General features: G+C 71.5%; 24 protein-coding genes. 11 read left to right on the forward strand and 13 right to left on the reverse strand.

Annotated features, from left to right (window positions below):
- Positions 1-16: 16 nt before the first annotated feature.
- Positions 17-1,246, reverse strand: a complete 1,230-nt coding sequence (locus tag FHX81_RS12305) for a class I SAM-dependent RNA methyltransferase (RefSeq protein ID WP_141977983.1) — start codon at positions 1,244-1,246, stop codon at positions 17-19.
- Positions 1,243-3,249 (reverse strand): APC family permease, encoded by a 2,007-nt coding sequence (locus FHX81_RS12310; protein WP_141977984.1) that lies wholly within the window; start codon positions 3,247-3,249, stop codon positions 1,243-1,245. Before FHX81_RS12310 ends, FHX81_RS12305 begins: the two co-directional genes overlap by 4 nt.
- Here FHX81_RS12310 and FHX81_RS12315 point away from each other — a divergent pair.
- Both FHX81_RS12315 and FHX81_RS12320 read left to right on the forward strand, forming a co-directional pair.
- Entirely contained in the window at positions 3,158-3,994 is an 837-nt protein-coding gene (locus FHX81_RS12315; protein ID WP_425473813.1) for a potassium channel family protein, read from the forward strand. The genes FHX81_RS12310 and FHX81_RS12315 overlap by 92 nt on opposite strands.
- A gap of 2 nt (positions 3,995-3,996) precedes the next feature.
- Positions 3,997-4,653, forward strand: a complete 657-nt coding sequence (locus tag FHX81_RS12320) for a potassium channel family protein (RefSeq protein ID WP_141977986.1) — start codon at positions 3,997-3,999, stop codon at positions 4,651-4,653.
- Positions 4,654-4,746: 93 nt separating this feature from the next.
- Here FHX81_RS12320 and FHX81_RS12325 read toward each other — a convergent pair whose 3' ends face one another.
- Entirely contained in the window at positions 4,747-5,526 is a 780-nt protein-coding gene (locus FHX81_RS12325; protein ID WP_246107788.1) for a DUF3159 domain-containing protein, read from the reverse strand.
- On the reverse strand, positions 5,523-5,900 hold the full coding sequence (locus tag FHX81_RS12330; protein ID WP_033437072.1) for an OB-fold nucleic acid binding domain-containing protein: 378 nt from the start codon (positions 5,898-5,900) through the stop codon (positions 5,523-5,525). Before FHX81_RS12330 ends, FHX81_RS12325 begins: the two co-directional genes overlap by 4 nt.
- Before the next feature lie 105 nt (positions 5,901-6,005).
- Here FHX81_RS12330 and FHX81_RS12335 point away from each other — a divergent pair, with 105 nt between their 5' ends.
- On the forward strand, positions 6,006-6,677 hold the full coding sequence (locus tag FHX81_RS12335) for an alpha/beta fold hydrolase (RefSeq protein WP_141977987.1): 672 nt from the start codon (positions 6,006-6,008) through the stop codon (positions 6,675-6,677).
- Here the strand turns inward: FHX81_RS12335 and FHX81_RS12340 are convergent.
- Complete coding sequence (locus FHX81_RS12340) at positions 6,674-7,315, reverse strand: DUF3710 domain-containing protein (protein WP_141977988.1); 642 nt, start codon at positions 7,313-7,315, stop codon at positions 6,674-6,676. The genes FHX81_RS12335 and FHX81_RS12340 overlap by 4 nt on opposite strands.
- Before the next feature lie 5 nt (positions 7,316-7,320).
- Positions 7,321-7,788 carry a dUTP diphosphatase gene (dut, locus tag FHX81_RS12345; RefSeq protein ID WP_073895309.1) on the reverse strand — a complete coding sequence of 156 codons (468 nt, stop codon included), beginning with the start codon at positions 7,786-7,788 and terminating at the stop codon, positions 7,321-7,323.
- A 24-nt stretch (positions 7,789-7,812) separates the two neighbouring features.
- Between dut and FHX81_RS12350 the strand changes: the two genes are divergently transcribed.
- Positions 7,813-8,277, forward strand: a complete 465-nt coding sequence (locus FHX81_RS12350) for a DUF3093 domain-containing protein (RefSeq protein WP_246107789.1) — start codon at positions 7,813-7,815, stop codon at positions 8,275-8,277.
- A 141-nt stretch (positions 8,278-8,418) separates the two neighbouring features.
- Here the strand turns inward: FHX81_RS12350 and FHX81_RS12355 are convergent, their stop codons facing one another.
- Entirely contained in the window at positions 8,419-8,718 is a 300-nt protein-coding gene (locus tag FHX81_RS12355) for a DUF4193 domain-containing protein (protein WP_053717171.1), read from the reverse strand.
- Positions 8,719-9,148: 430 nt separating this feature from the next.
- Here FHX81_RS12355 and cei point away from each other — a divergent pair, with 430 nt between their 5' ends.
- A complete protein-coding gene (gene cei, locus FHX81_RS12360) occupies positions 9,149-9,868 on the forward strand; it encodes an envelope integrity protein Cei (RefSeq protein WP_141977989.1) in 720 nt (239 codons plus the stop codon).
- A gap of 192 nt (positions 9,869-10,060) precedes the next feature.
- Here cei and FHX81_RS12365 read toward each other — a convergent pair whose 3' ends face one another.
- Positions 10,061-10,861: an inositol monophosphatase family protein gene (locus FHX81_RS12365; protein WP_141977990.1), complete on the reverse strand. Its 801-nt coding sequence runs from the start codon at positions 10,859-10,861 to the stop codon at positions 10,061-10,063.
- A 95-nt stretch (positions 10,862-10,956) separates the two neighbouring features.
- Between FHX81_RS12365 and ppgK the strand changes: the two genes are divergently transcribed.
- The 6 genes from ppgK to FHX81_RS12395 all read left to right on the forward strand — a co-directional run bounded on the left by ppgK (position 10,957) and on the right by FHX81_RS12395 (position 18,095).
- Positions 10,957-11,718, forward strand: coding sequence for a polyphosphate--glucose phosphotransferase (gene ppgK, locus FHX81_RS12370; protein WP_141977991.1), 762 nt, complete (start codon positions 10,957-10,959; stop codon positions 11,716-11,718).
- Between the two features lie 170 nt (positions 11,719-11,888).
- On the forward strand, positions 11,889-13,217 hold the full coding sequence (locus FHX81_RS12375) for an RNA polymerase sigma factor (RefSeq protein WP_211363475.1): 1,329 nt from the start codon (positions 11,889-11,891) through the stop codon (positions 13,215-13,217).
- A 181-nt stretch (positions 13,218-13,398) separates the two neighbouring features.
- Positions 13,399-14,892, forward strand: a complete 1,494-nt coding sequence (locus tag FHX81_RS12380; protein WP_141977992.1) for a vanadium-dependent haloperoxidase — start codon at positions 13,399-13,401, stop codon at positions 14,890-14,892.
- Between the two features lie 415 nt (positions 14,893-15,307).
- Positions 15,308-15,487: a DUF7455 domain-containing protein gene (locus FHX81_RS12385; RefSeq protein WP_015800348.1), complete on the forward strand. Its 180-nt coding sequence runs from the start codon at positions 15,308-15,310 to the stop codon at positions 15,485-15,487.
- A gap of 141 nt (positions 15,488-15,628) precedes the next feature.
- A complete protein-coding gene (locus FHX81_RS12390) occupies positions 15,629-15,970 on the forward strand; it encodes an RIP homotypic interaction motif-containing protein (RefSeq protein WP_141977993.1) in 342 nt (113 codons plus the stop codon).
- Between the two features lie 7 nt (positions 15,971-15,977).
- On the forward strand, positions 15,978-18,095 hold the full coding sequence (locus FHX81_RS12395; protein ID WP_141977994.1) for a tetratricopeptide repeat protein: 2,118 nt from the start codon (positions 15,978-15,980) through the stop codon (positions 18,093-18,095).
- Here the strand turns inward: FHX81_RS12395 and FHX81_RS12400 are convergent.
- The 5 genes from FHX81_RS12400 to FHX81_RS12420 all read right to left on the reverse strand — a co-directional run bounded on the left by FHX81_RS12400 (position 17,979) and on the right by FHX81_RS12420 (position 24,564).
- Complete coding sequence (locus FHX81_RS12400) at positions 17,979-19,151, reverse strand: ROK family transcriptional regulator (protein ID WP_141977995.1); 1,173 nt, start codon at positions 19,149-19,151, stop codon at positions 17,979-17,981. The genes FHX81_RS12395 and FHX81_RS12400 overlap by 117 nt on opposite strands.
- Position 19,152: 1 nt before the next feature.
- On the reverse strand, positions 19,153-20,580 hold the full coding sequence (locus FHX81_RS12405) for a sugar ABC transporter permease (protein ID WP_141977996.1): 1,428 nt from the start codon (positions 20,578-20,580) through the stop codon (positions 19,153-19,155).
- A 52-nt stretch (positions 20,581-20,632) separates the two neighbouring features.
- A complete protein-coding gene (locus FHX81_RS12410) occupies positions 20,633-21,406 on the reverse strand; it encodes an ATP-binding cassette domain-containing protein (RefSeq protein ID WP_141977997.1) in 774 nt (257 codons plus the stop codon).
- Positions 21,407-21,529: 123 nt separating this feature from the next.
- A complete protein-coding gene (locus FHX81_RS12415; RefSeq protein ID WP_141977998.1) occupies positions 21,530-22,666 on the reverse strand; it encodes a sugar ABC transporter substrate-binding protein in 1,137 nt (378 codons plus the stop codon).
- A 179-nt stretch (positions 22,667-22,845) separates the two neighbouring features.
- A complete protein-coding gene (locus tag FHX81_RS12420) occupies positions 22,846-24,564 on the reverse strand; it encodes a DEAD/DEAH box helicase (RefSeq protein WP_141977999.1) in 1,719 nt (572 codons plus the stop codon).
- Positions 24,565-24,695: the final 131 nt, after the last annotated feature.

The following is a 24,695-nucleotide window of genomic DNA, read 5'->3' on the forward strand; positions in this document are numbered from 1 at the left end:
CGGGCTGAGACGCCTGTCAGCGAGCGGGCTCCAGGAGGGCGATGCACTCGACGTGGTGGGTCATCGGGAACGCGTCGAATGCCCTGAGCTGCGCCAACTCGTAGCCGTGCTGGGCGAACGAGGCGATGTCGCGGGCCAGGGCGGCCGGGTCGCACGCGACGTAGACCACACGAGCGGGGCGGCTGCGGGCGATCGCGGTCACGACTTGGCGGCCCGCGCCCTTGCGGGGCGGGTCGAGGACGACGACGTCGGGCGGCAGGTCGGTGAAGTCGGGGGTGTCGAGGACGGCTTCGGTGCGGCCCGCGTGCCAGCTGATCTGCGGGTGGTCGGAGAGGTTGAGCCTGCCGTCGGCGACGGCGCCGTGCGACGACTCGACCACGGCGACCGAGCCGTCCGGGCCGACCTGGTCGGCGAGCACGGAGGCGAACAGGCCGACGCCGCCGTAGAGGTCCCAGGCGCGGTCGCCGGGGCGGCAGTCGGCCCAGTCGCCGACGACCTTGGCGAACGTGTCCGCGGCGGCCGGGTGGACCTGCCAGAAGCCGTCCGAGCGCAGGTTCCAGGTGCGGCCCGCGGCCAGTTCGGTGGCCGTGCCGCTGCCTTGCCGCAGGCGGGACGGGCCGGGGACGGGGCGGCCCCGGCGCACGACCGGCGGCCCGATCTCGGTGAGGTGGGTCCGGCCGCCCGCGTCACGGGTGACGACCAGCTCGGACTTGGGCGGCCAGGTGCGGTCGACCACGTCGTCGAGGGCGTCGGGGACGGCGATCACGCAGTGGTCCACGGGGATGACCTCGTGGCTGCGGTGGGCGCGGAAGCCGGGGCGGCCGTCCGGGCCGACGGCCATGCGCATCCGGGTGCGCCAGTCCTCCGGGCCGCCGGGCAGGTCCTCGACGATGACCTCCCAGTCGAGCTTGGCCAGGCGGTGCAGCTGCTCGCTGACCACGGCGGCCTTCAGCTCGCGCTGGGCCTGCCAGGAGGCGTGCTGCCAGTCGCAGCCGCCGCACAGGCCGGGACCGGCGAACCGGCACGGCGCCTGCACGCGGTCCGGTGACGCCTCCAGCACCTCGACGGCGTCGCCGCGGCAGAACGAGCCGCCGGTGTCCTCGGTGATCCGCACGACCACCCGTTCGCCGGGCAGCGCGTGCCGGACGAACACGACGCGGCCCTCGTGCCGGGCCACGCAGTGCCCGCCGTGGGCGACCGCGCCGACCTCGACCTCGATCAGCCGCTGCTTCCAGGTCGCCGTCACTTGCCGTCCTCCTGGCCGCGGTTGTCGAGACCGCGGCGGATCGCGCCGGGCGCGACCACGTCGTCCTTGTAGGTCACCTTCGAGGATGAGGCCAGCTGCCAGGGCACGCTGGTCACCATCACGCCCGGCTGGAACAGCAGCCTGCCCTTGAGCCGCAGCGCGCTCTGGTTGTGCAGGAACTGCTCCCACCAGTGGCCGACGACGTACTCCGGGATGAACACCGTGACCACGTCGCGGGGGTTGTCCGTGCGGACGCGCTTGACGTAGTCCAGGACGGGTTTGGTGATCTCGCGGTAGGGCGACTCGATCACCTTCAGCGGCACCTTGAAGTTCTCCTTCTCCCACTCCCGCACGAGGCGGCGGGTGTCGCCGTCGTCCACGTTGACGGTGACCGCCTCCAGGATGTCGGGCCGGGTCGCCTTGGCGTACGCCAGGGCGCGCAGGGTCGGCATGTGCAGCTTGGAGACGAGCACCATGGCGTGGTTGCGGGCGGGCAGCAGCTTCTGCCGCTCCTGCTGCCGCAGCTCTTCGGCGACCCGGTCGTAGTGCCGGCGGATCGCCGTCATCAGGGCGTAGAGGGCGGCCATCGCGGCGATCGCGATCCACGCGCCCTTGGTGAACTTCGTGATCAGCACCACGACCAGCACCGACGCGGTGAGCGCCAGGCCGAACGCGTTGATCGCCTGCGACCGGCGCATGCGGCGGCGCGCGATCGGGTCGGTCTCGGTGGCGAGCAGCTTGTTCCAGTGCCGGACCATGCCGGTCTGGCTCATCGTGAACGACACGAACACGCCCACGATGTAGAGCTGGATGAGCTTGGTCACCTCCGCGTCGAACGCGATGACCAGCACGATCGCCGCACCGGCGAGGAACACGATGCCGTTGCTGAACGCGAGCCGGTCGCCGCGGGTGTGCAGCTGGCGCGGCAGGTAGCGGTCCTGGGCGAGGATCGAGCCGAGCACCGGGAAGCCGTTGAACGCGGTGTTCGCGGCCAGGACCAGGATCAGCGCGGTGACGGTGGTGATGAAGAAGAACCCGGCCGGGAAGCCGTCGAACACCGCGTGGGCGATCTGGGCGACCATCGTCTTCTGCTCGTAGCCCGGCGGCGCGTCGACCAGCTGGTGCGCCGGGTCCTCGGCCATCTTCACGCCGGTGAGCTGGGCGAGCACGATCAGGCCCATCAGCATCGTGACCGCGATCAGGCCCATCAGGAGCAGCGTGGTCGCCGCGTTGCGCGACTTCGGCTTGCGGAACGCCGGCACGCCGTTGCTGATGGCCTCCACGCCCGTGAGGGCCGCGCTGCCCGACGAGAAGGCGCGCAGCACGAGGAACACGAACGCCAGGCCCATCAGGTGGTCGTCCTCGGCGCGCAGCTCCAGCCCGGCGCTCTCGGCGCGCATCTCGTCGCCCAGGAAGAACCCGCGGAACAGGCCGTAGCCGATCATGAACAGCACGCCGACCATGAACGCGTAGGTCGGCACGGCGAACGCGCTGCCCGACTCGCGGATGCCCCGCAGGTTGATGGCGGTGAGGACGACGATCGCGGCGACCGCGAACTCGGCCTTGTGGGTGGCGACGAACGGGATGGCCGAGCCGATGTTCGCCGCCGCCGACGAGATGGAGACGGCGACCGTGAGGATGTAGTCGACGAGCAGGGCGCTCGCCACCGTCAGGCCCGCTCTGCGCCCCAGGTTGACCGTGGCGACCTCGTAGTCACCGCCCCCGGAGGGGTAGGCGTGCACGTTCTGCCGGTAGCTCGCCACGACCGTGAGCATCACGACGACGACGGCCGCTCCCACCCACGGCGCCAGCGCGTAGGCCGACAGCCCCGCCACCGACAGCACGAGGAAGATCTCCTCGGGCGCGTAGGCCACGCTCGACATCGCGTCGGAGGCGAACACCGGCAGCGCGATGCGCTTGGGCAGCAGCGTGTGGGCTAGGCGATCGCTGCGGAAGGGCCTGCCGACGAGGAGGCGCTTGGCCGCGGTTGCGAGCTTGGACACGGGTCGAAAGCGTAAGGGGTCTCCTCCCCTGGTCGGAGTAATCGTGGGTAGGTTCTCCGTAGGCGTCGTTCAGGAGGCTTTCGTGCACGTGGTGATCATGGGCTGCGGCCGGGTGGGCTCGTCCCTGGCCAAGGCGCTGGAGCGCCTGGACCACCAGGTCTCGGTGATCGACAAGGACGGGCAGGCGTTCCGCCGGCTCGGCCACGACTTCCACGGCCAGCAGGTCGTCGGCAACGGCTTCGACCAGCGGGTGCTGATCGAGGCGGGCATCGAGCGCGCGGGCGCGTTCGCGGCCGTGAGCAGCGGCGACAACTCCAACATCATCTCGGCGCGGGTGGCGCGGGAGACGTTCGGGGTGGAGGCGGTGGTCGCGCGGATCTACGACGAGAAGCGCGCCGCGGTGTACGAGCGGCTGGGCATCCCGACCGTCGCCACCGTGCCGTGGTCCACCGACCGCTTCCTGCGGATGCTGCTGCCCGAGGGCACCGCCACGGCGTGGCGCGACCCGTCCGGCACGGTCGCCGTGCTGCCCCTGGAGCTGCACGAGGACTGGGTCGGGCGCACCGTGCGCGACCTGCAGGAGGCGACCGGCTGCCGGGTGGCGTTCGTGATGCGGTTCGGGACGGGCGTGCTGCCCGACTCGAAGACCGTGCTGCAAGCCGACGACCAGGTGTACGTGGCCGCCCTGTCCGGCACCGTGACCGACGTGGCCGCCGCGGCGGCTCACGCGCCCGAGGAGAGCTGACCGTGCGTATCGCGATTGCGGGTGCCGGCGCGGTGGGTCGTTCCATCGCGGCCGAGCTGGTGTCCGACGGGCACCAGGTGATGCTGATCGAGCGTGACCGGGCGCACTTCGAGCCGCACACCGTGGAGCAGGCGGAGTGGGTGCAGGCCGACGCGTGCGAGCTGTCGTCGTTGGAAGACGCCGGGATGCAGCTGTGCGACGTCGTCATCGCCGCGACCGGTGACGACAAGGTCAACCTGGTGGTGTCGTTGCTGGCCAAGACCGAGTTCGCGGTGCGGCGCGTCGTGGCGCGGGTGAACGACCCGGCCAACGAGTGGCTGTTCACCGAGTCGTGGGGCGTCGACGTGGCGGTCTCGACGCCGCGCATCCTGTCCGCGCTGGTCGAGGAGGCCGTGACGGTCGGCGACGTGGTGCGGCTGATGACGTTGCGCCAGGGCCAGGCCAACCTCGTGGAGATCACACTGCCGGGTGACACTCCGCTGGCGGGGTCGCCGGTGAACGGTCTGGCCCTGCCCCGGGACGCGGCCCTGGTGACCATCCTGCGCGGGGGGCGGGTGATCGTGCCGACGCCCGACGACACGCTGGAGGGCGGGGACGAGCTGCTGTTCGTGGCGGCGGCGGACGTGGAGCGGGAGATCCGCTCGGCGCTGGGGTACTGACGGCCGGCGGGCACGCGGGGACCCGCCGTCGAACCGCCGGTCCGGCGGGAGTGGCACCCCCGCGGCGGGACCGGCGGCGTGGGACGCGGGTTGCTAGCGCTCGTCGGCGCGGGCGGGCGAGGGGCGGGAGGTGGTGGCGTCCCCGGCCCGGTCCTGGTCCGTGGACGCGTCGAGCATCCTGTCGTAGATGTTCGGCTCGCCTTGGGCGCGGAGGCGTTCCTCCGCTTCCCGGTTCTCCTCCTCCTCGCGGGCCAGGGCGGCCTTCAGGCGCTTGTCGGAGCGGCGCACCGCCCACACCGTGGCGACCAGGGCCACCGCCATCAGCGGGTAGCCCATGGCCAGGCGCGCGGCGGCCAGCCAGCCCACCGACGCCTCGTCGTACAGCCACCGCTGCACCACGAACCGCGAGATGAACACCAGCGCCCACACGAGGGTGGCGATGTCGTAGTCGCGGACGTTGGCCTTGTCCTTGCGCCACGCCGTGCCCTGACCGTTGAGGAACGACCAGATCACGCCGGCCAGCGGCCACCTGACCAGGATCGACGCGACGAACACGCCGCCGTAGACCAGGCTCTGCCAGATGCCGAACAGGAAGAAGCCCTTGGCGTCACCGGTCCGGTAGGCGATGAAGGCGGCGATGCCGACGCCGAAGACGGCGGAGACGGCGGGCTGCACGGAGCCCTTGCGCATGGCCAGGACGATGCCGATCACCACCGAGAAGCCCAGCGCGCTCCAGATCGCGGGCATGAGCCCGGCGAACGCGTTGACCAGCACGAACACCACGACCGGCAACGAGGAGAACAGCAGGCCGCTCACGCCGCCCATCTGCTCGAGGAGGGTGGGCTGCTTCTCGGACTCGTTCACTGATGTCATGAAGCGTTCTGCAACTCGTAGTAGGGGTTGTAGAGCACCTTGCGCCCGTCGCGCACGGCGATCCGGCCTCTGGCCTTGATGGTGCGGCCCGGCTCGATGCCCGCGATCCGGCGGCGACCCAGCCAGACCAGCGTCACGCCCTCGGTGCCGTCGTACAGCTCCGCCTCCAGCGTGGCCGCGGCGTCGCGGGGGCACAGCTCGACGCTGCGCAGCCGGCCCAGCACCGTGACCTCCTGACCGGACTTGCAGTCACACGCGCGGATGGCACCGACGGCCTCGGCTTTTCGGGACAGGTCGTCGGCGTCCAACTCGCTCACGTCGGTGGTCAGCCGACGCACGAGGCGGCGCCAGTAGCCACCCCCAGTACCAGTCATCCCCGACTCCTGGATTGCGCGGGGCCTCGTCGACGAAGCCCGTCCAACAGCCAGCGTAACCGGGTACACCCGACCGGGTATCCGACTGGGGGAGGATCTGGCGTCATGGGGTCGTCACGCGCCGTTCTGCTGCCGGGCACCGCGTCGGACGAGGTGTTCATCTCCTCGGTGTTCGCCCGCCCGCTGGCCGACGCCGGGATCTCGCTGGTCGCGCCCGCCTCACGGGGCGTCGCGGAGCACTTCGCGGCGCTGGACGCGGCCTGGACCGGCGCGCCGCTGCTCGTGGGCGGGGTGTCGCTGGGGGCGCACGTGGCGGCGACGTGGGCGGTGCGGCACCCCGAGCGGTGCGCGGGGCTGCTGGTGGCGTTGCCGGCGTGGCACGGTCGGGCGGACGGCGCGCCCGCGGCGCTGGCGGCGCTGGCCAGCGCGTCGGTGGTGGAGTCGGCGGGCGTCGGGGCGGCGCTGACCGGCGTGGACGGGTGGCTGGGCGACGAGCTGCGGCGGGCGTGGCCCCGGTACGGCGCGCGGCTCGCGGACGTGCTGCGGGAGGCCGCCGGGTCGTCGGCCCCGACGGTGGCGGAACTGCGCGGGCTCACCGTGCCGGTGGGGGTCGCGGCCTGCACCGACGACCCCGTTCACCCGGTGGACGTCGCCCGGACGTGGGTCGACGCGCTGCCCCGTGCCGCCCTGCGCACGACGACGTTGGCGGCGCTGGGCGCGGACCGGGAGTCCCTGGGCCGCGCCGCGCTGGCCGCCTACCTGTCGCTGCGGACCTAGCCCTGCTGCTGGGCCTGTGCCTGGATGTGCCGGGCGATGGCCTCGGGCAGCTCGATCGGCAGCGGCGTGCGGACCGGCATGGCCTGCTCGCCCCGCACCACGATCGTGTCCCTCATCAGCACGTAGAGGGCATCGGTCGCCTTGACGCTCTGCTCCTCCGTCGGCGCCGCCGCGATGCCGCGCAGCATCCAGCGGGGCCCGTCCACGCCCACCACACGAAGGTGTACTTCATTGTTGCGGGCGGTGATCTCTTCGCCCCACTCGCCGTTCTCCCGCAGGATGCGGAAGCCCTCGGACTTGAACTGGGCGATCATCTCGCCGCTGACCTCCGGCCACAGCCGGTCGGACTTCGGCGCGGCGAACGCGCTGACGGTGAGCTGGCCGACCGTGGTGAGCAGGTGCACCGCCCGGACCGCGCCCGCCGGGTCCATCTCCACCTGCAACTGCGCGCCCTCGGGCACGGGCAGCCGGATCGAGCCCAGGTCCAGCCGGTTCAGGCCGTCGTTCGGGGCCCACGTGGAGTCGAACGGCCCGTCCTCGACCTCATCGGCGCCCTCGGCGCCGTCGAACTCGACCTCGGGTTGCGCCGTCCCCCGGTTCGCGGAGTGCCTACCGCGCTTGCGGCGCTTTCCGAACATCGCCTTCACCCCTCCGTCCGGGCGAGCACGTCGTGCCCGCCTGTAGAGCCGTAGCCGCCCGCGCCCCGCACGGACCCGGGCAGCTCGTCGACTTCGCGGAACACCGCGTGCTCCACCTTCTGCACCACCAGCTGGGCGATCCGGTCACCGCGCGTGAGCACTACGGGCTCGCGCAGGTCGTGGTTCACCAGGCACACCTTGATCTCGCCCCGGTAGCCCGCGTCGATCGTGCCCGGGGTGTTGACCACGCTCAGGCCGACGCGCGCGGCCAGACCGGACCGCGGGTGCACGAACCCGGCATACCCCTCCGGCAACGCGATCGCGATACCCGTGCCTACCACCGCGCGCTCCCCCGGTTCGATCACCACGTCGGTGGTCGTCACCAGGTCGGCGCCGGCATCACCCGGTCGGGCGTAGGCCGGGGGTGGGACGGCAGGATCGAGCCGGGACAGCAGGACCTCGACGCTGGGCACGGCGCGCGAGACTACCCTGGTGGCGTGAGCGAGACTGCTGTGACCGCCCCGATCGCGTTCCGCGAGCGGTTGTACGTGCCCTGGTGGGGTTGGCCGCTGCCGCTGGGCGCGGCCGTGCTGCTGGCCGCCGAGATCCACATGGGCTTCCCCGGGGTGCGGTCGTGGCTGCCCTACCTGATCACGGTGCCGCTGGTGGCGCTGCTGATCGTGCGGATGGGCTCGGCGAAGGTCGAGGTGTCCGGCGGCGAGCTGCGGGTCGGGTCGGCGCACGTGCCGCTGGAGCTGCTCGGCGAGGTCGAGGTGTTCGACGCGAAGCACAAGCGCCAGGCGATGGGGCCCAACCTGGACCCGATGGCGTTCGTGACCCACCGCGGGTGGGTCGGTCCGATGGTGCGGGTCGAGCTGCGCGACCCCGCGGACCCGACGCCGTACTGGCTGTTCAGCGTGCGTTCGGCGGAGAAGCTGGCGGCGGTGCTGCGGGACCGGTGAGCCGGCGGCGGTGCGGCGTCACCGGTGGCGGTGCCAACGGGGACTGGGCGCCACCCCGGCGGTGGGGGTGAGCGCCCAGGTCTGGTCGTAGGTGCTGGTCGGTGGAGCGGGTCGTGCGGGTTCGTGCCCGGTGGACGTGCCTCAGGCGCAGTCGCGGCAGATGTACTGGCCGTTGACTTCCTCGGCCAACCTGCTGCGGTGGTGCACCAGGAAGCACTTCGAGCACGTGAACTCGTCCGCCTGCTTCGGCAGGACCTTGAACGTCAGCTCCTCACCGGACAGGTCGGCGCCCGGCAGCTCGAAGTTCTCGGCGGTCGCGTCCTCGTCGATGTCGACGACCCCGGACTGCGTTTCGTTGCGCCGCGCCTTCAGCTCCTCAAGGGAGTCCTCAGCGAGTTCGTCCGCCTCGCTGCGACGCGGTGCGTCGTAGTCGGTCGCCATACTTCTTTCACCCCTGCGGTCAACGGAGACTGTTCGTGTCGCTGGTTAACGCACCAGCGCCCCTTTTTGTGCCCCCCGTCCCCAGTGACGGAGGTCTCGCTCCCGCGGCCGGGCGCCAACCCCCTGTTCATCGACGCTTTCCGGTGTCCGGCGGTGCGCGGAGCGCCGAGAGGGTAGCTCATTGATCGAGGGGGCGCGCAGCGGGTTCCCCCTAATTGAGCAGACGGGTGACAGGCCCTTCACACGCAGGCCAGATAGGCTTGGACGCGCACCACGCACCCGGTGCTCCCGTGCTCCACCGCCCGACCAGGCCGTTGACCGTCCGCTACCGGGTGATTGCGCCGCGCTACACCACGGCCCGGGACGCGGGCCCGCGGGGCGCGGCATAGCCTGATCACTGTCAGCACCAGGCCAGGGGAGGTCGACGGACGTGGGACCCGGTTCGGGGAGCAGCGGGTCGTCGCGGTACCGGAAGCGGCGGCCGCTGCCGGCGCTCGTCCTGTTCCTGGTGCTCGCCGTGACGGCGGTAGTCGTGTGGAACCGCGTGCTGTCGGAGGCGGGTGACGTCGACGCGGCGATCAAGTGCAACCCGCCCGGCGGCATGCCCTCGCCGTCCGCGGGCGCGCCCGTGGCGCCGGCGGCCGAGCCGCCGCCCGCGTTGGGCACGGTGCTGGGGCACGACGCGCTCGACCGCACCGACCCGGTGCCGGTCGACCAGGTGCAGTTCCGGGTGTTCAACGCCAGCACGCAGCGCAACCAGGCGCGGTACGTCGCGACGACGTTGGCCGAGCTGGGCATGAAGCAGGCGGCCGAGCCGGGCAACGACCCGGTGTACCCGGCGCAGGACATGACGTGCCGCGGGCAGATCCGGTTCGGCGCGCCCGGCGCGGGTGCGGCGCGGACGTTGAGCCTGGTCGAGCCGTGCCTGGAGCTGGTGCGCGACGAGCGCCAGGACGCGACGGTGGACGTGGCGATCGGGCAGAAGTTCAGCGACGTGAAGCCGAACAACTCCGCCCGCAAGGTGCTGGACCAGCTCGCCGAGTGGGCGGCCCAGCAACCCGAGCAGCAGGGCGGCCAGGTGGCCGAGGGCTCCACGCCGCTGTCCCTGAACGCCGACAACCTCAAGGGCGCCCGCGACATCCAGTGCTGACCCCCGCGAGTGTCGAACCTCCAGCGCCCGCGTGTCGAACGCTCAGGACCCGCGTGTCGAACCTCCAGCGCCCGCGTGTCGAACGCTCAGGGCCCCCGAGTTCTACGTTCGCGTCCCGACCCGGCGACGTGAGCGTTGAATTCAGGGGTCCTGAGCGTTCGACACGCGAGGCCTGAGCGTTCGACGCTCGGGTTAGACGGTGGCGAAGCCGCACTCCACCAGGGCGGTGAACAGGGCGTCGGCGATGCCGGGGGCGGCGGCGAAGGTGGCGTCCGCGCCCAGTTCCGGGGCTTCACCCGGCAGGTGGACGACGGCGCCCGCCTCCGCGGCCAGCAAGGCGCCCGCGGCCCAGTCCCACCGGCCGAGGGTGTGCTCGGCGTACGCGTCCAGCCGGCCGGCCGCCACGGCGCACAGGTCCAGCGACGCGGCACCGGCCCGCCGCATGTCCCGCACCCTGGTCGCCAAGCCCGCCCACACGTCCGCCTGCCGCTGCCGCCGCTCCGGCCGGTACGCGAAGCCGTAACCCAAAAGGGACAAGTCCAATCGGGTGGCGTCCGAGACCCGCAGCCGACGCCCGTCCAACCACGCCCCACCACCCCGCGCCGCCGTCCACACCCGACCGTTGGCCGGCTCCACGACGGCACCCGCCACAGACTCCCCGTCGACCTGCGCGGCGACGGAGACGGCGTAGTGCGGGATGCCGTACAGGTAGTTCACCGTGCCGTCGATCGGGTCGACGACCCAGGTCAAGCCCTCCACGGCGGCGCTGCCGCCCTCCTCCTCCCCGATGACCGGCTCACCGGGCCGCAGCTCGGCGAGCCGGCGCCGGACCAGCTGTTCGGACGCGCGGTCGGCCGCGGTCACCACGTCGGTGGCGCTGCTCTTGGTGTCGACATCGGTCACGGCGGCTTCGCGCGTGGTCACGGCCAGCTCGCCGGCCTCCTTGGCCACGAGCACGGCGACGTCGACCAATGAGCGCGGATCGAAACGCAACTGTTCCTCCTGCGTCACTCTCACGGGACTATCGGAGAACTGCAGGCTAATGTCTGCGGCCACGGTTACTGAATCGAGTAGGAAGGGCCACGGGGATGGGCATGACCCGCGGGTTCGGCGTGGACATCGGCGGTTCCGGCATCAAGGGCGGGCTCGTGGACCTCGAAGCGGGGGCGCTGGACGGTGAGCGACTGCGCATCACCACACCCCAACCGTCGACCCCGGACGCGGTCGCCGACGTGGTCGCCGAGATCGTCGAGAAGTTCACCTGGGACGGTCCGGTCGGCGTCACGCTGCCGTGCGTCGTCAAGCACGGTGTCGCGCACTCCGCCGCGAACGTCGACAAGGCGTGGATCGGCACGGACGCCGCCGCGCTGTTCGCCGAACGCCTCGGCTGGCCGACCGACCAGGTCGTCGTCCTCAACGACGCCGACGCGGCCGGGATCGCCGAGATGCGGTTCGGTTCCGGTGTCGACCGGGACGGCCTGGTGGTCCTGCTGACGTTCGGCACCGGCATCGGCAGCGCCCTGTTCCTGGACGGCAAGCTCGTCCCCAACACCGAGTTCGGCCACCTGGAGGTCGACGGCCACGACGCGGAGAAGCGCGCGGCGGCCTCGGTGAAGGAGGACAAGGGCCTGACCTGGGCGGAGTGGACGCCCCGCGTGTCCCGCTACATCAACGTCCTGGAGAACCTGATCTGGCCGGACCTGGTCATCGCGGGCGGCGGGGTCAGCAAGAAGGCGGAGAAGTGGCTCCCGCTGCTCGAGGTGCGCACCGAGGTGGTGGCCGCCGCGCTGAAGAACGACGCGGGCATCGTCGGCGCCGCCGTGGCCGCCGCGCAAGGTCTCCGGCACTGATTTCCGGGGTGTTCCACCTGCGGGAACGCGTGCCGGACCACCTCGGATGACGCCGGGGCGCAACGGCACGCGATTCTCGTCGTTACAATGGAACGGTGCCCCGCTGACGAACGATCCGGCGGGGGATCCCCCGTACTCAGGCGACCGAGGTTCGCGCCCTTCGGTCGGCCTTGATCGACAGTCGCGAAAGGGCGTACGTGGCAGCCGCGAAGACGACTCAGGCAGCTAAGGCTGACGCCGAGGAGACGCCCAAGGCCACCTCGGCGAGGAAGGCCCCGGCGAAGAAGCCGGCGGCGAAGACCGCCGCGGCGGGGAAGACGGCCACGCGGGCGCCGCGCAAGACGGCCGCCAAGGCCGCCGCTGCCGCGCCTGGCAAGGTGAAGAAGGACGGCGAGGAACCGGAAGACCTCGAAGGCGCTCCAGACGCCGAAGACCTGGTCGACGACGTCGAGCTGATCGACGAGCCGGTCGAGGAGGAGCCCGCCGAGGAGGAGGCCAAGCCCGGCGAGGGCGACTTCGTCTGGGACGAGGAGGAGTCGGAGGCCCTGCGGCAGGCCCGCAAGGACGCCGAGCTCACCGCGTCGGCCGACTCGGTCCGCGCCTACCTCAAGCAGATCGGCAAGGTCGCCCTGCTCAACGCGGAGGAGGAGGTCGAGCTCGCCAAGCGCATCGAGGCCGGCCTCTACGCCGCCGAGCGGGTGCGCCGCGCCGAGGACGAGCAGGAGAAGCTGACTCCGCAGATGCGCCGCGACCTGCGGTGGATCGTGCGGGACGGCGAGCGGGCCAAGAACCACCTGCTGGAGGCGAACCTCCGCCTGGTGGTGTCGCTGGCCAAGCGCTACACCGGTCGCGGCATGGCGTTCCTGGACCTGATCCAGGAGGGCAACCTCGGTCTGATCCGCGCGGTGGAGAAGTTCGACTACACCAAGGGCTACAAGTTCTCCACGTACGCGACGTGGTGGATCCGCCAGGCGATCACCCGCGCGATGGCCGACCAGGCCCGCACCATCCGCATCCCGGTGCACATGGTCGAGGTCATCAACAAGCTGGGTCGCATCCAGCGCGAACTGCTCCAGGACCTGGGCCGCGAGCCCACCCCGGAGGAGTTGGCGAAGGAGATGGACATCACCCCGGAGAAGGTGCTGGAGATCCAGCAGTACGCCCGGGAGCCCATCTCGCTGGACCAGACGATCGGCGACGAGGGCGACAGCCAGCTCGGTGACTTCATCGAGGACTCCGAGGCCGTGGTGGCCGTGGACGCGGTGTCGTTCACGCTGCTGCAGGACCAGCTCCAGTCGGTGCTGGCGACGCTGTCCGAGCGCGAGGCGGGCGTGGTGCGGCTGCGGTTCGGCCTCACCGACGGCCAGCCGCGCACGTTGGACGAGATCGGCCAGGTCTACGGCGTGACGCGCGAGCGGATCCGGCAGATCGAGTCGAAGACGATGTCGAAGCTCCGGCACCCGTCGCGGTCGCAGGTGCTGCGCGACTACCTGGACTGATAGCCGACCTGAAGATCACTCCGAGCAAGGGCCCCTCGACCGTTCGGTCGAGGGGCCCTTGCTCTTTTTCTGCGTCGTCACCCGTTCGGACGCTGCACCTGATCACCCTCCGTGCTGTCCTGGACAGTGGCGCGGCCGCCGGGGGGCGGCACAGGGGTACGCGCCGACTCAGGGGGAAGTCATGAGCGAACGTCGCACTGGAGCACGCCTCGCCCGCCTGGCCTCGGCCGACGCGCTGGACCGGCAACCGTGGCCGGAGCACGTCAACAACGGCGAGGAAGGCGATTACCCGTACATCGCCAACTACAGCAAGGGCCTGCCGCACGACGAGGTCGGTGAGGTGCGGCCGGAGGCGTACAACACGTTGCTGAGGGCCCTGGCCACGGGCCGGTCGGAGGACTTCGAGCGCATCCCGCTCGGCGGGGGCGTCGAGCTGACCAACCCGCAGGCCGGTCTGGCGTTCGAGCTGGAGGGCCCGGACCCGCAGTCGTTGGCCGTGCCGCCCGCGCCGCGCCTCGACAGCGCGCGCAACTCCGCCGAGGCGGTCGAGCTCTACTGGATGGCGCTGACCAGGGACGTTCCGTTCACCGCGTACGACGACCACCCGTTGATCGCGCAGGCGGCGGCCGAGCTGTCGAGGCTGGGCGACTACCGAGCGCCGAAGGTCGACGGCGAGGTGACGCCGGGCACGATCTTCCGCGGGGACACGCGTGGCGACCTGCGCGGACCGTTCCTGTCGCAGTTCCTGCTGCGCGACATCCAGTACGGCACGCTGCGCATCCCGCAGCTGCACGACACCGTGCGACCGGGCCGCGACTTCCTCACCGACTTCGACGCGTGGCGGGCGGTGCAGTCGGGTGGGGCGACGCCGCCCGTCAAGCGGGACCAGGTCAACCGCCGGTACCTGCGCACGCCCCGTGACCTGGCCAACTACGTGCACTTCGACGCTTTGTACGAGGCGTACCTCAACGCCGCGTTGATCCTGCTCGACCTGGGCGCGCCGGTCGACGCGGGCAACCCGTACCGGCACTCGGCCACCCAGGCAGGCTTCGGCACCTACGGCGGGCCGCACCTGCTGTCGCTGGTGACGGAGGTGGCGACGAGGGCGTTGAAGGCGATCTGGTTCCAGAAGTGGTTCGTGCACCGCAGGCTCCGACCGGAGGCGTTCGGCGGTCGGGTCCACGCGCACCTGTCCGGGCTGCGGGACTACGGCGTGATCGACCGCGAGGTGCTGGACTCGGAGGCGGTCAAGCTCACTTACGACGAGCACGGCTCGTACCTGCTGCCGCAGGCGTTCCCGGAGGGTTCGCCGACGCACCCGTCGTACGGCTCGGGTCACGCGACCGTCGCCGGGGCGTGCGTCACGGTGCTCAAGGCGTGGTTCGACGAGTCGTGGGTGCTGCCCCACCCGGTGGTGCCCGACGCCGACGGCACCGCCCTCGTGCCCTACACCGGCGCCGACGTGCTCACCGTGGGCGGCGAGCTGGACAAGGTGGCGGCGAACGTCGCGACCGGCCGGAACATGGCGGGCGTGCACTGGAGGTCGGACTTCACCGAGTCCGTGCTGCTCGGCGAGGCGGTCGGCATCGGGGTGCTGCGCGACCACGTGCGGGTCAACCACGAGGACGCGTCGTTCGGCCTGACGCGGTTCGACGGCCGTCGGCTGACGATCTGAACGGTCGGTCGAACGGCGCGTGAACCGGACGGATCATGTCCGGATCGTGGAACGTGGAGCCGTGTTCGCTCTCGGCTGACCAAAGTGTTACCCGTCACACCGGCGACTTCGGAGAACCCACCTTCTGGAGCATCGGAGGTGCGTCGAACGCCGTATTCGCAGGTCGGAAATCCGTTGCCACGACAGCGGAACGTGAGCAGGTGCCGATCGAACCGGTGGAAGTGGCAGGTTCCGGGTGCCCCGGCGCCGGGTAAATGACGAGTGACGCGGGTCGCCACGATCCAGGGAACACTGACTTACGCCCGCGCGTCTGCAAGAGTGGAAGCAGCGAACACGGCGCACCCGCCAGATGCGAAGTGGTCGCAGCTAGGTGTGAGGGCACCGATCCCCGGTGCCGGGACGGAGGGAGATTTCCATGACTACGACGCTCACCCGCCCCGCGTTGACCGCTGCCGACCGCTGCGACCGCTGCGGGGCTGCTGCCCAGGTTCGCGCCGTGCTCCCCTCCGGGGGCGAGTTGCTGTTCTGCGGGCACCACGCCCGTGAGCACAGCACCAAGCTGCGTGAGCTCGCTGCCGAGTTGCAGCAGGGCTGAACACCACGAGTCCCGGCAGGGACTCGTAGCACCCTAGCCGTCCGGGGCGGGGATCCGAGAGGATCCCCGCCCCCCTCATTTTTCCGGTGTACGCACGCACCGTCGGGTCGGCGATACTCGTCGTGACGGAGGGGGTTGCCGGTGATCGAGTCGGTCGATCTCGTGGTGGCGGCGTTGGCCGCGGGTGCGGCGGCGGGTGTGACGGACACGGCGTCGACCGCCGTGGGGGACGCTTACCAGGGCTTGAAGTCGCTGACGCGCCGGGCTTTGCGCCGCGGTGGGGCGGACGAGGACACCGCCGATCCGGACGAGCTGCGCGCGGCGCTGGTCGCGGCCGACGTGGACGCCGACGCCGAGCTGCTCGCCGCCGCGCGCGCCGTGCTGGAGCTGACCGGCCGGGCCGGAGCGGTCCACGTGCACGACAACCAGGGCGTGCAGATCGGCGACCACAACACCATGACGCTGCACTTCGGCCGCGAGTAGTCGTCCCGTGGACGTCCGCGGCAACGTCGGCGTGCAGATCGGCGACGGGAACGTGCAGCACATCCACCTGCCGCCACGGCCACCGGTCGAGTGGCCCGTGCGGGTGGGTGTCCTGCCGCCGCTCGCGGACCGCTACCAGCGCCGCGCGGCCGAGGCGGCGGTGGCGGAGACGTCGGTGGTGCTGTCGGGGCTGGGCGGTGTGGGCAAGTCGCAGGTGGCGGCACGGCACGCGCACGCGGTGTGGCGGGACGAGTCGGTCGACCTGGCGCTGTGGCTCACCGCCGACACGCGGTCCGCCGTGATCGGCGGGTACGCCGACGCGGCCGACCGGGTGCTGCGCGATCCGCCGAGCACGCCGGAGGACGCGGCGGCGGCCTTCCAGGCCTGGCTCGGTTCCACTCGCCGGCGGTGGCTGGTCGTCCTGGACGACGTGCACGACCCGGCGGACCTCAAGGGCCTGTGGCCGCCGACCACGCCGACGGGCCGAGTCGTGGTGACGACCCGCCGTCGTGACGCCGCGCTGGTCCGCGACGACCGCCGGTTGGTCGAGGTCGGCGTGTTCACCGAGGCGGAGTCGTCGGCCTACCTGACCGCGAAGCTCCCGGACACCGACGGGCTCCGCGAGCTGGCCGGGGACCTGGGCCACCTGCCGCTGGCCCTGGCGCAGGCGGCGGCGTTCATCGCGGACAAGCCGCTGCTCACGGTCGCCGGCTACCGCGACCGCCTGGCGGACCGCCGCCGCACGCTGGCGCAGGTCATGCCGACGCGGCACGAGTTGCCGGACGAGCACCGCGACACCGTGGCGGCGACCTGGTCGCTGTCCGTCGAACGCGCCGACAGCCTGCGCCCGGAAGGGCTCTCCCGGCCGCTGCTGGAGATCATCAGCCTGCTCGACCCGGCGGGCACGCCCGTCACCGTCCTCACGCGGGACAACGTCCTGGCACATTTGGGGGTGGACGCCGAGGCCGTCGGTGACGCGCTGGCGTGCCTGCACCGCCTCAGCCTCGTCACCCTCGACGCCCGGGTCGTCCGGGCGCACGCCCTGCTGCAACGCGCCGTCCGCGACACCATCGCCCCGCCACGGCTCACTCCCCTGGCCCACCTCGCGGCGGACGCGCTCCTGTCGGCCTGGCCCGCGCATGAGACCGACAGCGCGCTGGCCGCGTCACTGCGGTCCGTCGCGAACGCCCTGCACACCCACACCGCACCGGCGCTGTGGGCACCGCGGGCGCACGCGGTGCTGTTCCAGGCGGGCAAGTCGTTGGGCGAGGCGGGTCTGGCGGCCCAAGCCGCCGCGCACTTCCGAGAACTGCGGCGACAGGCGGAACACCACCTGGGCCCCGATCACCACGACACCCTCCACGCCGGCCACGAAGTCGCGTTCTTCACCCGGCGTTCGGGGCAGGAGGCCGAGGCCGTCGCCGAGTACGAGCGCCTGGCGGTGGACTCCGCGCGGATCCTGGGCCCGTTCCACCGCGACACCCTGGCCGTCCGCAACAACCTCGCCCTGCTGCGGACGACGACGGCCGACGTGATCGCGGAGCTGGCGGACCTGCTCGCCGACCTGCTGCGGGCCCGGGGCCCGGACGACCGGGACACCCTCGCCGCCCGCAACAACCTCGCGATGGCGCGCGCCGGCGCGGGCGCCCGGACCGAGGCGATCGCCGAACTCGAAGAGGTGCTGGCCGGTCTCCTGCGCACGGTCGGTCCCGACCACGCGAGAACCCTGACCGTCCGCTACAACCTGGCCGTGTGGCGGGGCGACGCGGGTGAGGCGCGCCGCGCGGCGGACGAGCTGGCCCGGGTCGCGGAAGACCGATGTCGGGTCCTCGGCGCCGACCACCCCGACACCCTGGTCACCCGCTACCGGTCGGCGCACTCGCGGGCGCTGGGCGGCGACGTCGCGACCGCGCTCGCCGGGTTCCGGGACCTGCTCGCCGACCAGCTCCGCGTCCTCGGCCCGGACCACCCCGACGTGGCGATCACCCGGCAAGCCGTGCGGCGGTGGTCAGATGTCGCCGAGGACGGGTTCGAAGGCCAGCTCGGCGGCGCCGATCAGCTTGGCGTCACGGCCCAGCGGCGACGAGACGATCCTGGTGCCGCCGACGGCGCGGGACACCAGTGACCGCTTCTGCACGGTGCGGCGCAGCTGGTCCACCAGCGTCTCCGGCAGCGCCGTGAACAGGTCGCCCAGCACCACGAGCTCCGGGCCGAGCATGTTGACCACCGTGATCAGGCCCATGGACAGCCACTCGGTGAACTCGCCCAACCGGTGCGCCACGCTGTCCGGCGACCCGGCCAGCGACCGCAGCTCGGCCACCACCGTCCCGCGCGGCGAGTCCTCGGGCAGGGCCAGGGCGCGGCACAGCGCCGCCTCGCCGACCTCGGTCTCCCAGCAGCCCTGGCAGCCGCAGTAGCAGCGCCGCCCGCCGGGCCGCACCACCATGTGCCCCAGCTCGCCGACGTAGCCGCCGGTGCCGCGCAGCGGCCGGCCGCTGGAGATCACGCCGCCGCCGATGCCGACGTCGGCGGAGATGTAGACCACGTCCGACGACCCGCGTGCCGCGCCGCGCACGTGTTCGGCCAAGGCGCCCAGCTCGGCGTCGTTGCCGACCTGGACGGGGACCTTGAGCACCGACGAGAGCCGTTCGCCCAGCGCCACGTCGGTCCAGTGCAGGTTCGGCGCCTCGTGCACCAGCCCGTCGGCGCGGCGCACCACGCCGGGCACGGACACGCCGACGCCGACCGCCTGCACGTCGAGCTCGTCGGCCAGCAGCTTGGCCGAGTCGGCGACGTGCGTGATCACCTCGCCCGGGTCGCGGGACCGGTGGTGCAGGTTCCACGAGTCCCGGCCGAGGATGTCGCCGCCCAGGCCGACCATGGCCATCGCCACCTGCTCGACGCGGATGTCGATGGCCATCACCACGGCGGCGTGCGGTTGCGGCAGCACCAGCAGCGACGGGCGGCCGGCGCCGGAACGCTGCGCCGGCACCCGTTCGGCCACCACACCCGACTCGGCCAGGCCGTCCACCAGGGCTTTGATCGTGCTGCGGTTGAGGCCCAGCTCGGCCGCCAGCGACGCCCTGGTGGAGGGCCCGTCCACGTGCAGTCGGCGCAGCAGCGCCGTTCTGTTGTGCCTTCGTACCTCGTCGGGTCGGGCTCCCGCGGTAGGTGTGCTCACGTCAGCGGGCGGCGGACGCCGCCCGGCGGCGGGACAGCGCGTCGACGCTCGCGGCGAGCAGCAGCACCAGGCCGGTCACGATGAACACCACGGCGGCGGGCTGGTCGAGCAGGCCCATGCCGTTCTGGATGATCGCGAGCACCGCGCCACCGATCACCGCGTCACGCAGCTTGCCCTTGCCGCCGAACAGCGACGTGCCGCCGATCACGGCCGCGCCGACCGCCATCAGCAGCGTGTTGCCGCCACCGGCGTTCGGGTCGACCGAGCCGACCTTCGACGAGTAGACGATCGCGCCGATGGCCGCCATGGAGGAGGCGATCACGAACACGCTCATCCGGATCTGCGCCACGTTGATGCCGGCGCGGCGGGCCGCTTCCTGGTTGCCGCCGACGGCGTAGACGTGCCGGCCGTAGCGGGTGCGCTCGAGCACGAACGTGCCGATGACCAGCAGCACGAGCACGATCGGCACCACGAACGGGACACCGGTGATCACCACGAGGTCGCTCTTGGAGCGGTTGAGCGTCAACGCGTAGGTGGCCACCGCGCCCAGCACCAGGACCACGCCGACCTTGACCAGCACGATCGGGGTGGGCGACGCGACCAGGCCGCGGCGCAGCCTGCTGAAGTGGCGGCCGAGCACGACCGCCCCGTAACCGCCGGCGGCGAGGACGAACAACGCCCACGAGCCCGCAGTGCTCAGGTTGCCGTTGGCGACGTTGAAGAGCACGTCGTCGCGCAGGCCGAGCGTGCCGCCCTCACCGATGAACTGGAGGATGACGCCACCCCAGGCCAGGAACAGCGCGAGGGTCACGACGAACGACGGGATGCCGACGCGGGCGACGAGGAAGCCGGTGATGCAGCCGATGGCGGTGCCGACGCAGACGGCCAGCAGCATCTCGACCCACGGGTTGGCGGGCACGCCGATCAGCGCGATGACCAGTGCGATCACGGACATCGCGACGCCCGCCCAGATGCGCATGATCCCGGCCAGCACAGCGGCGAGCGCCAGCAGGCCGCAGAAGAGGTAGAAGACGGTGTCGCCCATGCCGCCGAGCAGGTTGCCGCCGTTGATCAGGTGCAGCGCCATCACCGACGCGGTGACGCCGGACGCGGTGCCCGCGGACAGGTCGATCTCACCCAGGAGCAGGACGAACACCAGGCCCATCGCGATGATCACGACGCTGGCCCCCTGCGCGAGGAGGTTGGCGATGTTGCCCAGGGTGAGGAAGGTGTCCGCGAGGGAGCTGAACACGATCAGCAGCACGACCACGCCGAGCAGCGCGGGCAGGGAGCCGAGTTCGCCGCCGCGCAGCCGGGCGGCGTAGTCGCGCACCGCCTCGCCGGTGGACTGGGACGTGGTGTCGATGCCGAAGTCGGAGATCGCGCCCTGGGGTGCGTCCGGGGCCGTCTCGCTCGTGGTGTTGGTCATGCTCGTTCCTCGTCGTGTGGAGCGCTGTGCCGGCGTTGGTCCGGGGAAGGCATCAGATGGTCGCGGTTTCGGGTCGGGCGATGCCCAGGTCGCCGGAACGGCCCGCGGTGATCAGCTCGACCACCTGGCCGTGGGTGACGTCCTTGGTGTTGACCTCGGCCGCCATCCGGCCCAGGTACAGGCACGCGATGCGGTCCGCGACCTCGAACACGTCGTTCATGTTGTGGCTGATCAGCACCACGCCCAGGCCCTGCTCGGCCAGTCGGCGCACCAGGTCGAGGACCTGGCGGGTCTGCGCGACGCCCAGGGCCGCGGTCGGCTCGTCCAGCAGCACGACCTTGCTGTTCCACAGCACGGCCTTGGCGATCGCCACGGTCTGCCGCTGGCCGCCGGACAGCGACGCGACCTGCGTGCGCACCGATTTGACCGTGCGCACCGACAGCGAGGTCAGCGTCTTGCGGGCGGCCTGCTCCATGTCGGCCTCGTCGAGCATGCCCAGCTTGCCGCGCTCGCGGCCGAGGAACATGTTCTGCACGATGTCGAGGTTGTCGCACAGCGCGAGGTCCTGGTAGACGACCTCGATGCCCAGGTGCGCGGCGTCACGCGGGCCGTTGATGTGGACTTCCTCGCCGTTGAACAGGACCTGGCCTGAGTCGATGGGGTGGATGCCCGCGATGCACTTGACCAACGTCGACTTGCCCGCGCCGTTGTCGCCGACGAGGGCGGTGACCTGGCCTGGGTGGACGTCGAAGTCGATGTCGTGCAGGACGTGCACGGGACCGAAGCTCTTGTTGATGCCGCGCAGCTCGAGGATCGGCTCGCTCACTGGAATTCCTCCGTCTAACCCGTCTGAAGGGGTCCAACCCGTTCTCGGGTGCAGCCCCACACGTGGGTGGGCGCGCCGGAGCGGGGTGCGTCTCCCACACCCCGCCCCGGCGCGAGCCTTGACTTACTTGATGCCGAGCTCGGTGCAGACGGCCGCGAGGTCGGCGACGCAGACCTCCGTCGCCTTGACGAAGCCCGCGTCCACCACGACCTTGACCTTGTCCTTGGTGATCAGCTGCGCGGGCAGCAGGACCGACTTGACGTCGCGGTTGCCGGTGGTGTCCTTGGTGACGCCGGTCGCCATCTTGTCGGCGGCGGCCGTGTCGCCCTTGGCCAGCGCGGCGGCCAGCTTGGCGGTCGCGTCCGCCTGCTCGTTGATCGGCTTGAACACCGTCATGAACTGGTCGCCGCGCAGGATCGCCTGCAGGCCCTCCGGGGTGGCGTCCTGGCCGGTGACCGGGACCTTGCCGTTCAGGCCGTACTTCTTGAGCACGGTGATGATCGCGCCCGCGAGGCCGTCGTTCGCGGCGACGACGCCGTCGACCTTCTGGCCGTTGCCGGTCAGGATCTGCTCGAAGGTGGTGCCACCGACCTGGTTGTCCCACTTGTCGATCGGCTTCGACTGGACCAGCTTCAGGTCACCCGAGTCGTACTTCGGCTTCAGCACCTTCTGCTGGCCGTTGTAGAACAGGGTGGCGTTGTTGTCGGTCGGGGCACCCTCGATCTCGATGACCTCGGCCGGCTTCTTGCCCGGCGCGAGCGCCGCGAGGCCCTCGACCAGGCCCTGGCCCTGCAGCTCGCCGACCTTCTCGTTGTCGAACGAGACGTAGTACTTCGAGCTGCCGCCCAGGTTGAGCCGGTCGTAGTCGATGACCGGGATGCCCTGCGCCTCGGCCTTCTTCGCGACCGTCGCACCGATCTCGCTGTTCGGCGTGGCGATGATCAGCACCTTGACGCCGGCGTTGATCATGCCGTCGGCGAGCGTGGAGAACTTCTGCACGTCACCCTGGGCGTTCTGGATGTCCGCCTGGAGGCCCTCCGCCTCCAGCGCCTTCTTCAGGAGCGGCTTGTCGAAGCCCTCCCAGCGCGCGGAGCTGGCGGTCTCGGGGAGGATGACGCCGACCTTCGCGCCGCCCGAGCCGCTGTTCGTGTTGGTGTCCGAGGTGGTGCTGCCACCGCCGGACGTGTTGGCGCCACATGCCGTCATGGCCACGGCGAGGCCGGTGCCAAGGGCGATGAGAGCGAGGCTCTTGCTGCGCATCCGCCATCCCTTTCACGCAGGAGCGTAAATGTTGTGGCGCACAACGTATGCCGGGACAGCCGGTGACCGGAAGCACACTTGACCGGTAAAGTAGGCACGATGCGCTAACGGCCAGGTAACCGAACGGACATCTGACTACACCGAATGCAGTAGTCGGTTACGTCAGGTCACAACAAAGGTCACCACGAGCGCAGCGTGGCGATCCGCTCCTCGAGCTGTTCGATGCTGGCCATCGCGGTCGGCGGGCCGCCGCAGTACTCGCGCAACTGGTTGTGGATCTTGCCGTGCGGCTTCTTGGTGCGGTGGTGGTACATGGCCACGAGCGTGTTGAGCTCCTTGCGGAGCTGCGCCAGCCGTTCCTGCACGCTCGCCGTGCGCGTCGGCGCGGGCGGCGGGGCGGCAGGCGCGGCGACCTGGCGCTTGCTGGCCTCGACCAGCTGCTTCTCCTGGCGCTGCCGCAGCAGCGCGCGCACCTGGTCGGGCTCCAGCAGGCCGGGCAGGCCCAGGTACTCCTGCTCCTCGTCGCTGCCCGCGAACGCGGCCGTGCCGAACGACGAGCCGTCGTAGATCACCTGGTCGAGCTCGGCGGAGGCGCCCAGCGCGGTGAACGCCTTCTCCTCCTCGCCCGGCTCGTCCTTGACCTGGTTGGCCTGGGACAGCAGCTCGTCGTCCCAGCCGTCCTTCTCCCGGTGCGGCTTGCCCAGCACGTGGTCGCGCTGCTGCTCCAGCTCGCTGGCCAGGCCCAGCAGGACCGGCACGCTGGGCAGGAACACGCTGGCCGTCTCGCCCTTGGCGCGGGCGCGCACGAACCGGCCCACGGCCTGGGCGAAGAACAGGGGTGTCGAGGCGCTGGTCGCGTAGACGCCGACGGCCAGCCGCGGTACGTCGACGCCCTCCGACACCATCCGGACGGCGATCAGCCAGCGGTCGTTCGACGCGGAGAACTCGGCGATCCGGCCCGACGCCTTCGGGTCGTCGGAGAGCACCAGGGTCGCGTCGTGGCCCGTGGTGCGCTTCAGGATCTCGGCGTAGGCCCTGGCCACGGTCTGGTCGGTGGCGATCACCAGCCCGCCGGCGTCCGGCATGCCGCCCTCGCGCAGCTGGGTCAGGCGCATGTCGGCGGCCTTGAGCACCGACGGCATCCACTCGCCGGTCGGGTCCAGCGCCACCCGCCACGCCCGCGCCGTCTGCTCCTGGGTCAGCGGCTCGCCGAGCCGGGCGGAGAACTCCTCGCCCGCGCTGGTGCGCCACTGCGCCTCACCCGAGTAGGCGAGGAAGATCACCGGCCGGACCACGCCGTCGCGCAACGCGTCGGAGTAGCCGTAGGAGTGGTCCGCGCGACTGCGCTGCACGCCGTCCGGTCCCGGCTCGTAGCTCACGAACGGGATGGGCGAGTCGTCCGAGCGGAACGGCGTTCCGGTCAGGCACAGCCGCCGCACGGCGGGCGTGAACGCCTCGCGGATCGCGTCACCCCACGACTTGGCGTCGCCGCCGTGGTGGATCTCGTCGAGCAGCACGAGCGTCTTGCGGTTCTCCGTGCGGACCCGGTGCAGCATCGGGTGCGCGGCGACCTGGGCGTACGTCAGCGCGACGCCGTGGTAGTCGCGGGAGGTCATCGCGTTGGTGTTGCGGAAGTTCGAGTCGATCGCGATGCCGGCCTCGGCCGCCGCCTTGGCCCACTGGTGCTTGAGGTGCTCGGTCGGCGTGACGATCGTGACGGCCTCGATCGTGCGATCCGCCAGCAGCTCGGCCGCGACGCGCAGGCCGAACGTCGTCTTGCCCGCGCCGGGCGTGGCGACGGCCAGGAAGTCCTTGGGCTTCGCGGCCAGGTACTTGGTCAGCGCCCGGCGCTGCCAGGCGCGGAGGGGACGGGTCGTGGCGACTTGCGGTTGCGACAACCTCGAACCCCTTCTGCGCTGATCAGCGGCCGTGCCGCGGTGCCGGTGCGGCGGTGTGGCGGTGGTGGACACGCAAATGCCCTCGGTGCGGTTGACCGTCGAGGGCACCGACAGCCTACCCGCTGCGTCCG

It is taken from the genome of Saccharothrix saharensis (assembly GCF_006716745.1).
GTDB classification, from domain to species: Bacteria; Actinomycetota; Actinomycetes; order Mycobacteriales; family Pseudonocardiaceae; genus Actinosynnema; species Actinosynnema saharense.

What these genes read in the sequence shown, in the direction of transcription:
- ppgK (WP_141977991.1), top strand. Translation starts at nt 10,957, where the DNA reads ATGGGCATGACCCGCGGGTTCGGCGTGGACATCGGCGGTTCCGGCATC.
- FHX81_RS12335 (WP_141977987.1), top strand. Translation starts at nt 6,006, where the DNA reads ATGGGGTCGTCACGCGCCGTTCTGCTGCCGGGCACCGCGTCGGACGAG.
- FHX81_RS12330 (WP_033437072.1), bottom strand. Translation starts at nt 5,900, where the DNA reads ATGACTGGTACTGGGGGTGGCTACTGGCGCCGCCTCGTGCGTCGGCTG.
- FHX81_RS12385 (WP_015800348.1), top strand. Translation starts at nt 15,308, where the DNA reads ATGACTACGACGCTCACCCGCCCCGCGTTGACCGCTGCCGACCGCTGC.
- FHX81_RS12355 (WP_053717171.1), bottom strand. Translation starts at nt 8,718, where the DNA reads ATGGCGACCGACTACGACGCACCGCGTCGCAGCGAGGCGGACGAACTC.
- FHX81_RS12380 (WP_141977992.1), top strand. Translation starts at nt 13,399, where the DNA reads ATGAGCGAACGTCGCACTGGAGCACGCCTCGCCCGCCTGGCCTCGGCC.
- FHX81_RS12315 (WP_425473813.1), top strand. Translation starts at nt 3,158, where the DNA reads ATGCGCTTGGGCAGCAGCGTGTGGGCTAGGCGATCGCTGCGGAAGGGC.
- FHX81_RS12325 (WP_246107788.1), bottom strand. Translation starts at nt 5,526, where the DNA reads ATGACATCAGTGAACGAGTCCGAGAAGCAGCCCACCCTCCTCGAGCAG.
- FHX81_RS12405 (WP_141977996.1), bottom strand. Translation starts at nt 20,580, where the DNA reads ATGACCAACACCACGAGCGAGACGGCCCCGGACGCACCCCAGGGCGCG.
- FHX81_RS12415 (WP_141977998.1), bottom strand. Translation starts at nt 22,666, where the DNA reads ATGCGCAGCAAGAGCCTCGCTCTCATCGCCCTTGGCACCGGCCTCGCC.
- FHX81_RS12340 (WP_141977988.1), bottom strand. Translation starts at nt 7,315, where the DNA reads ATGTTCGGAAAGCGCCGCAAGCGCGGTAGGCACTCCGCGAACCGGGGG.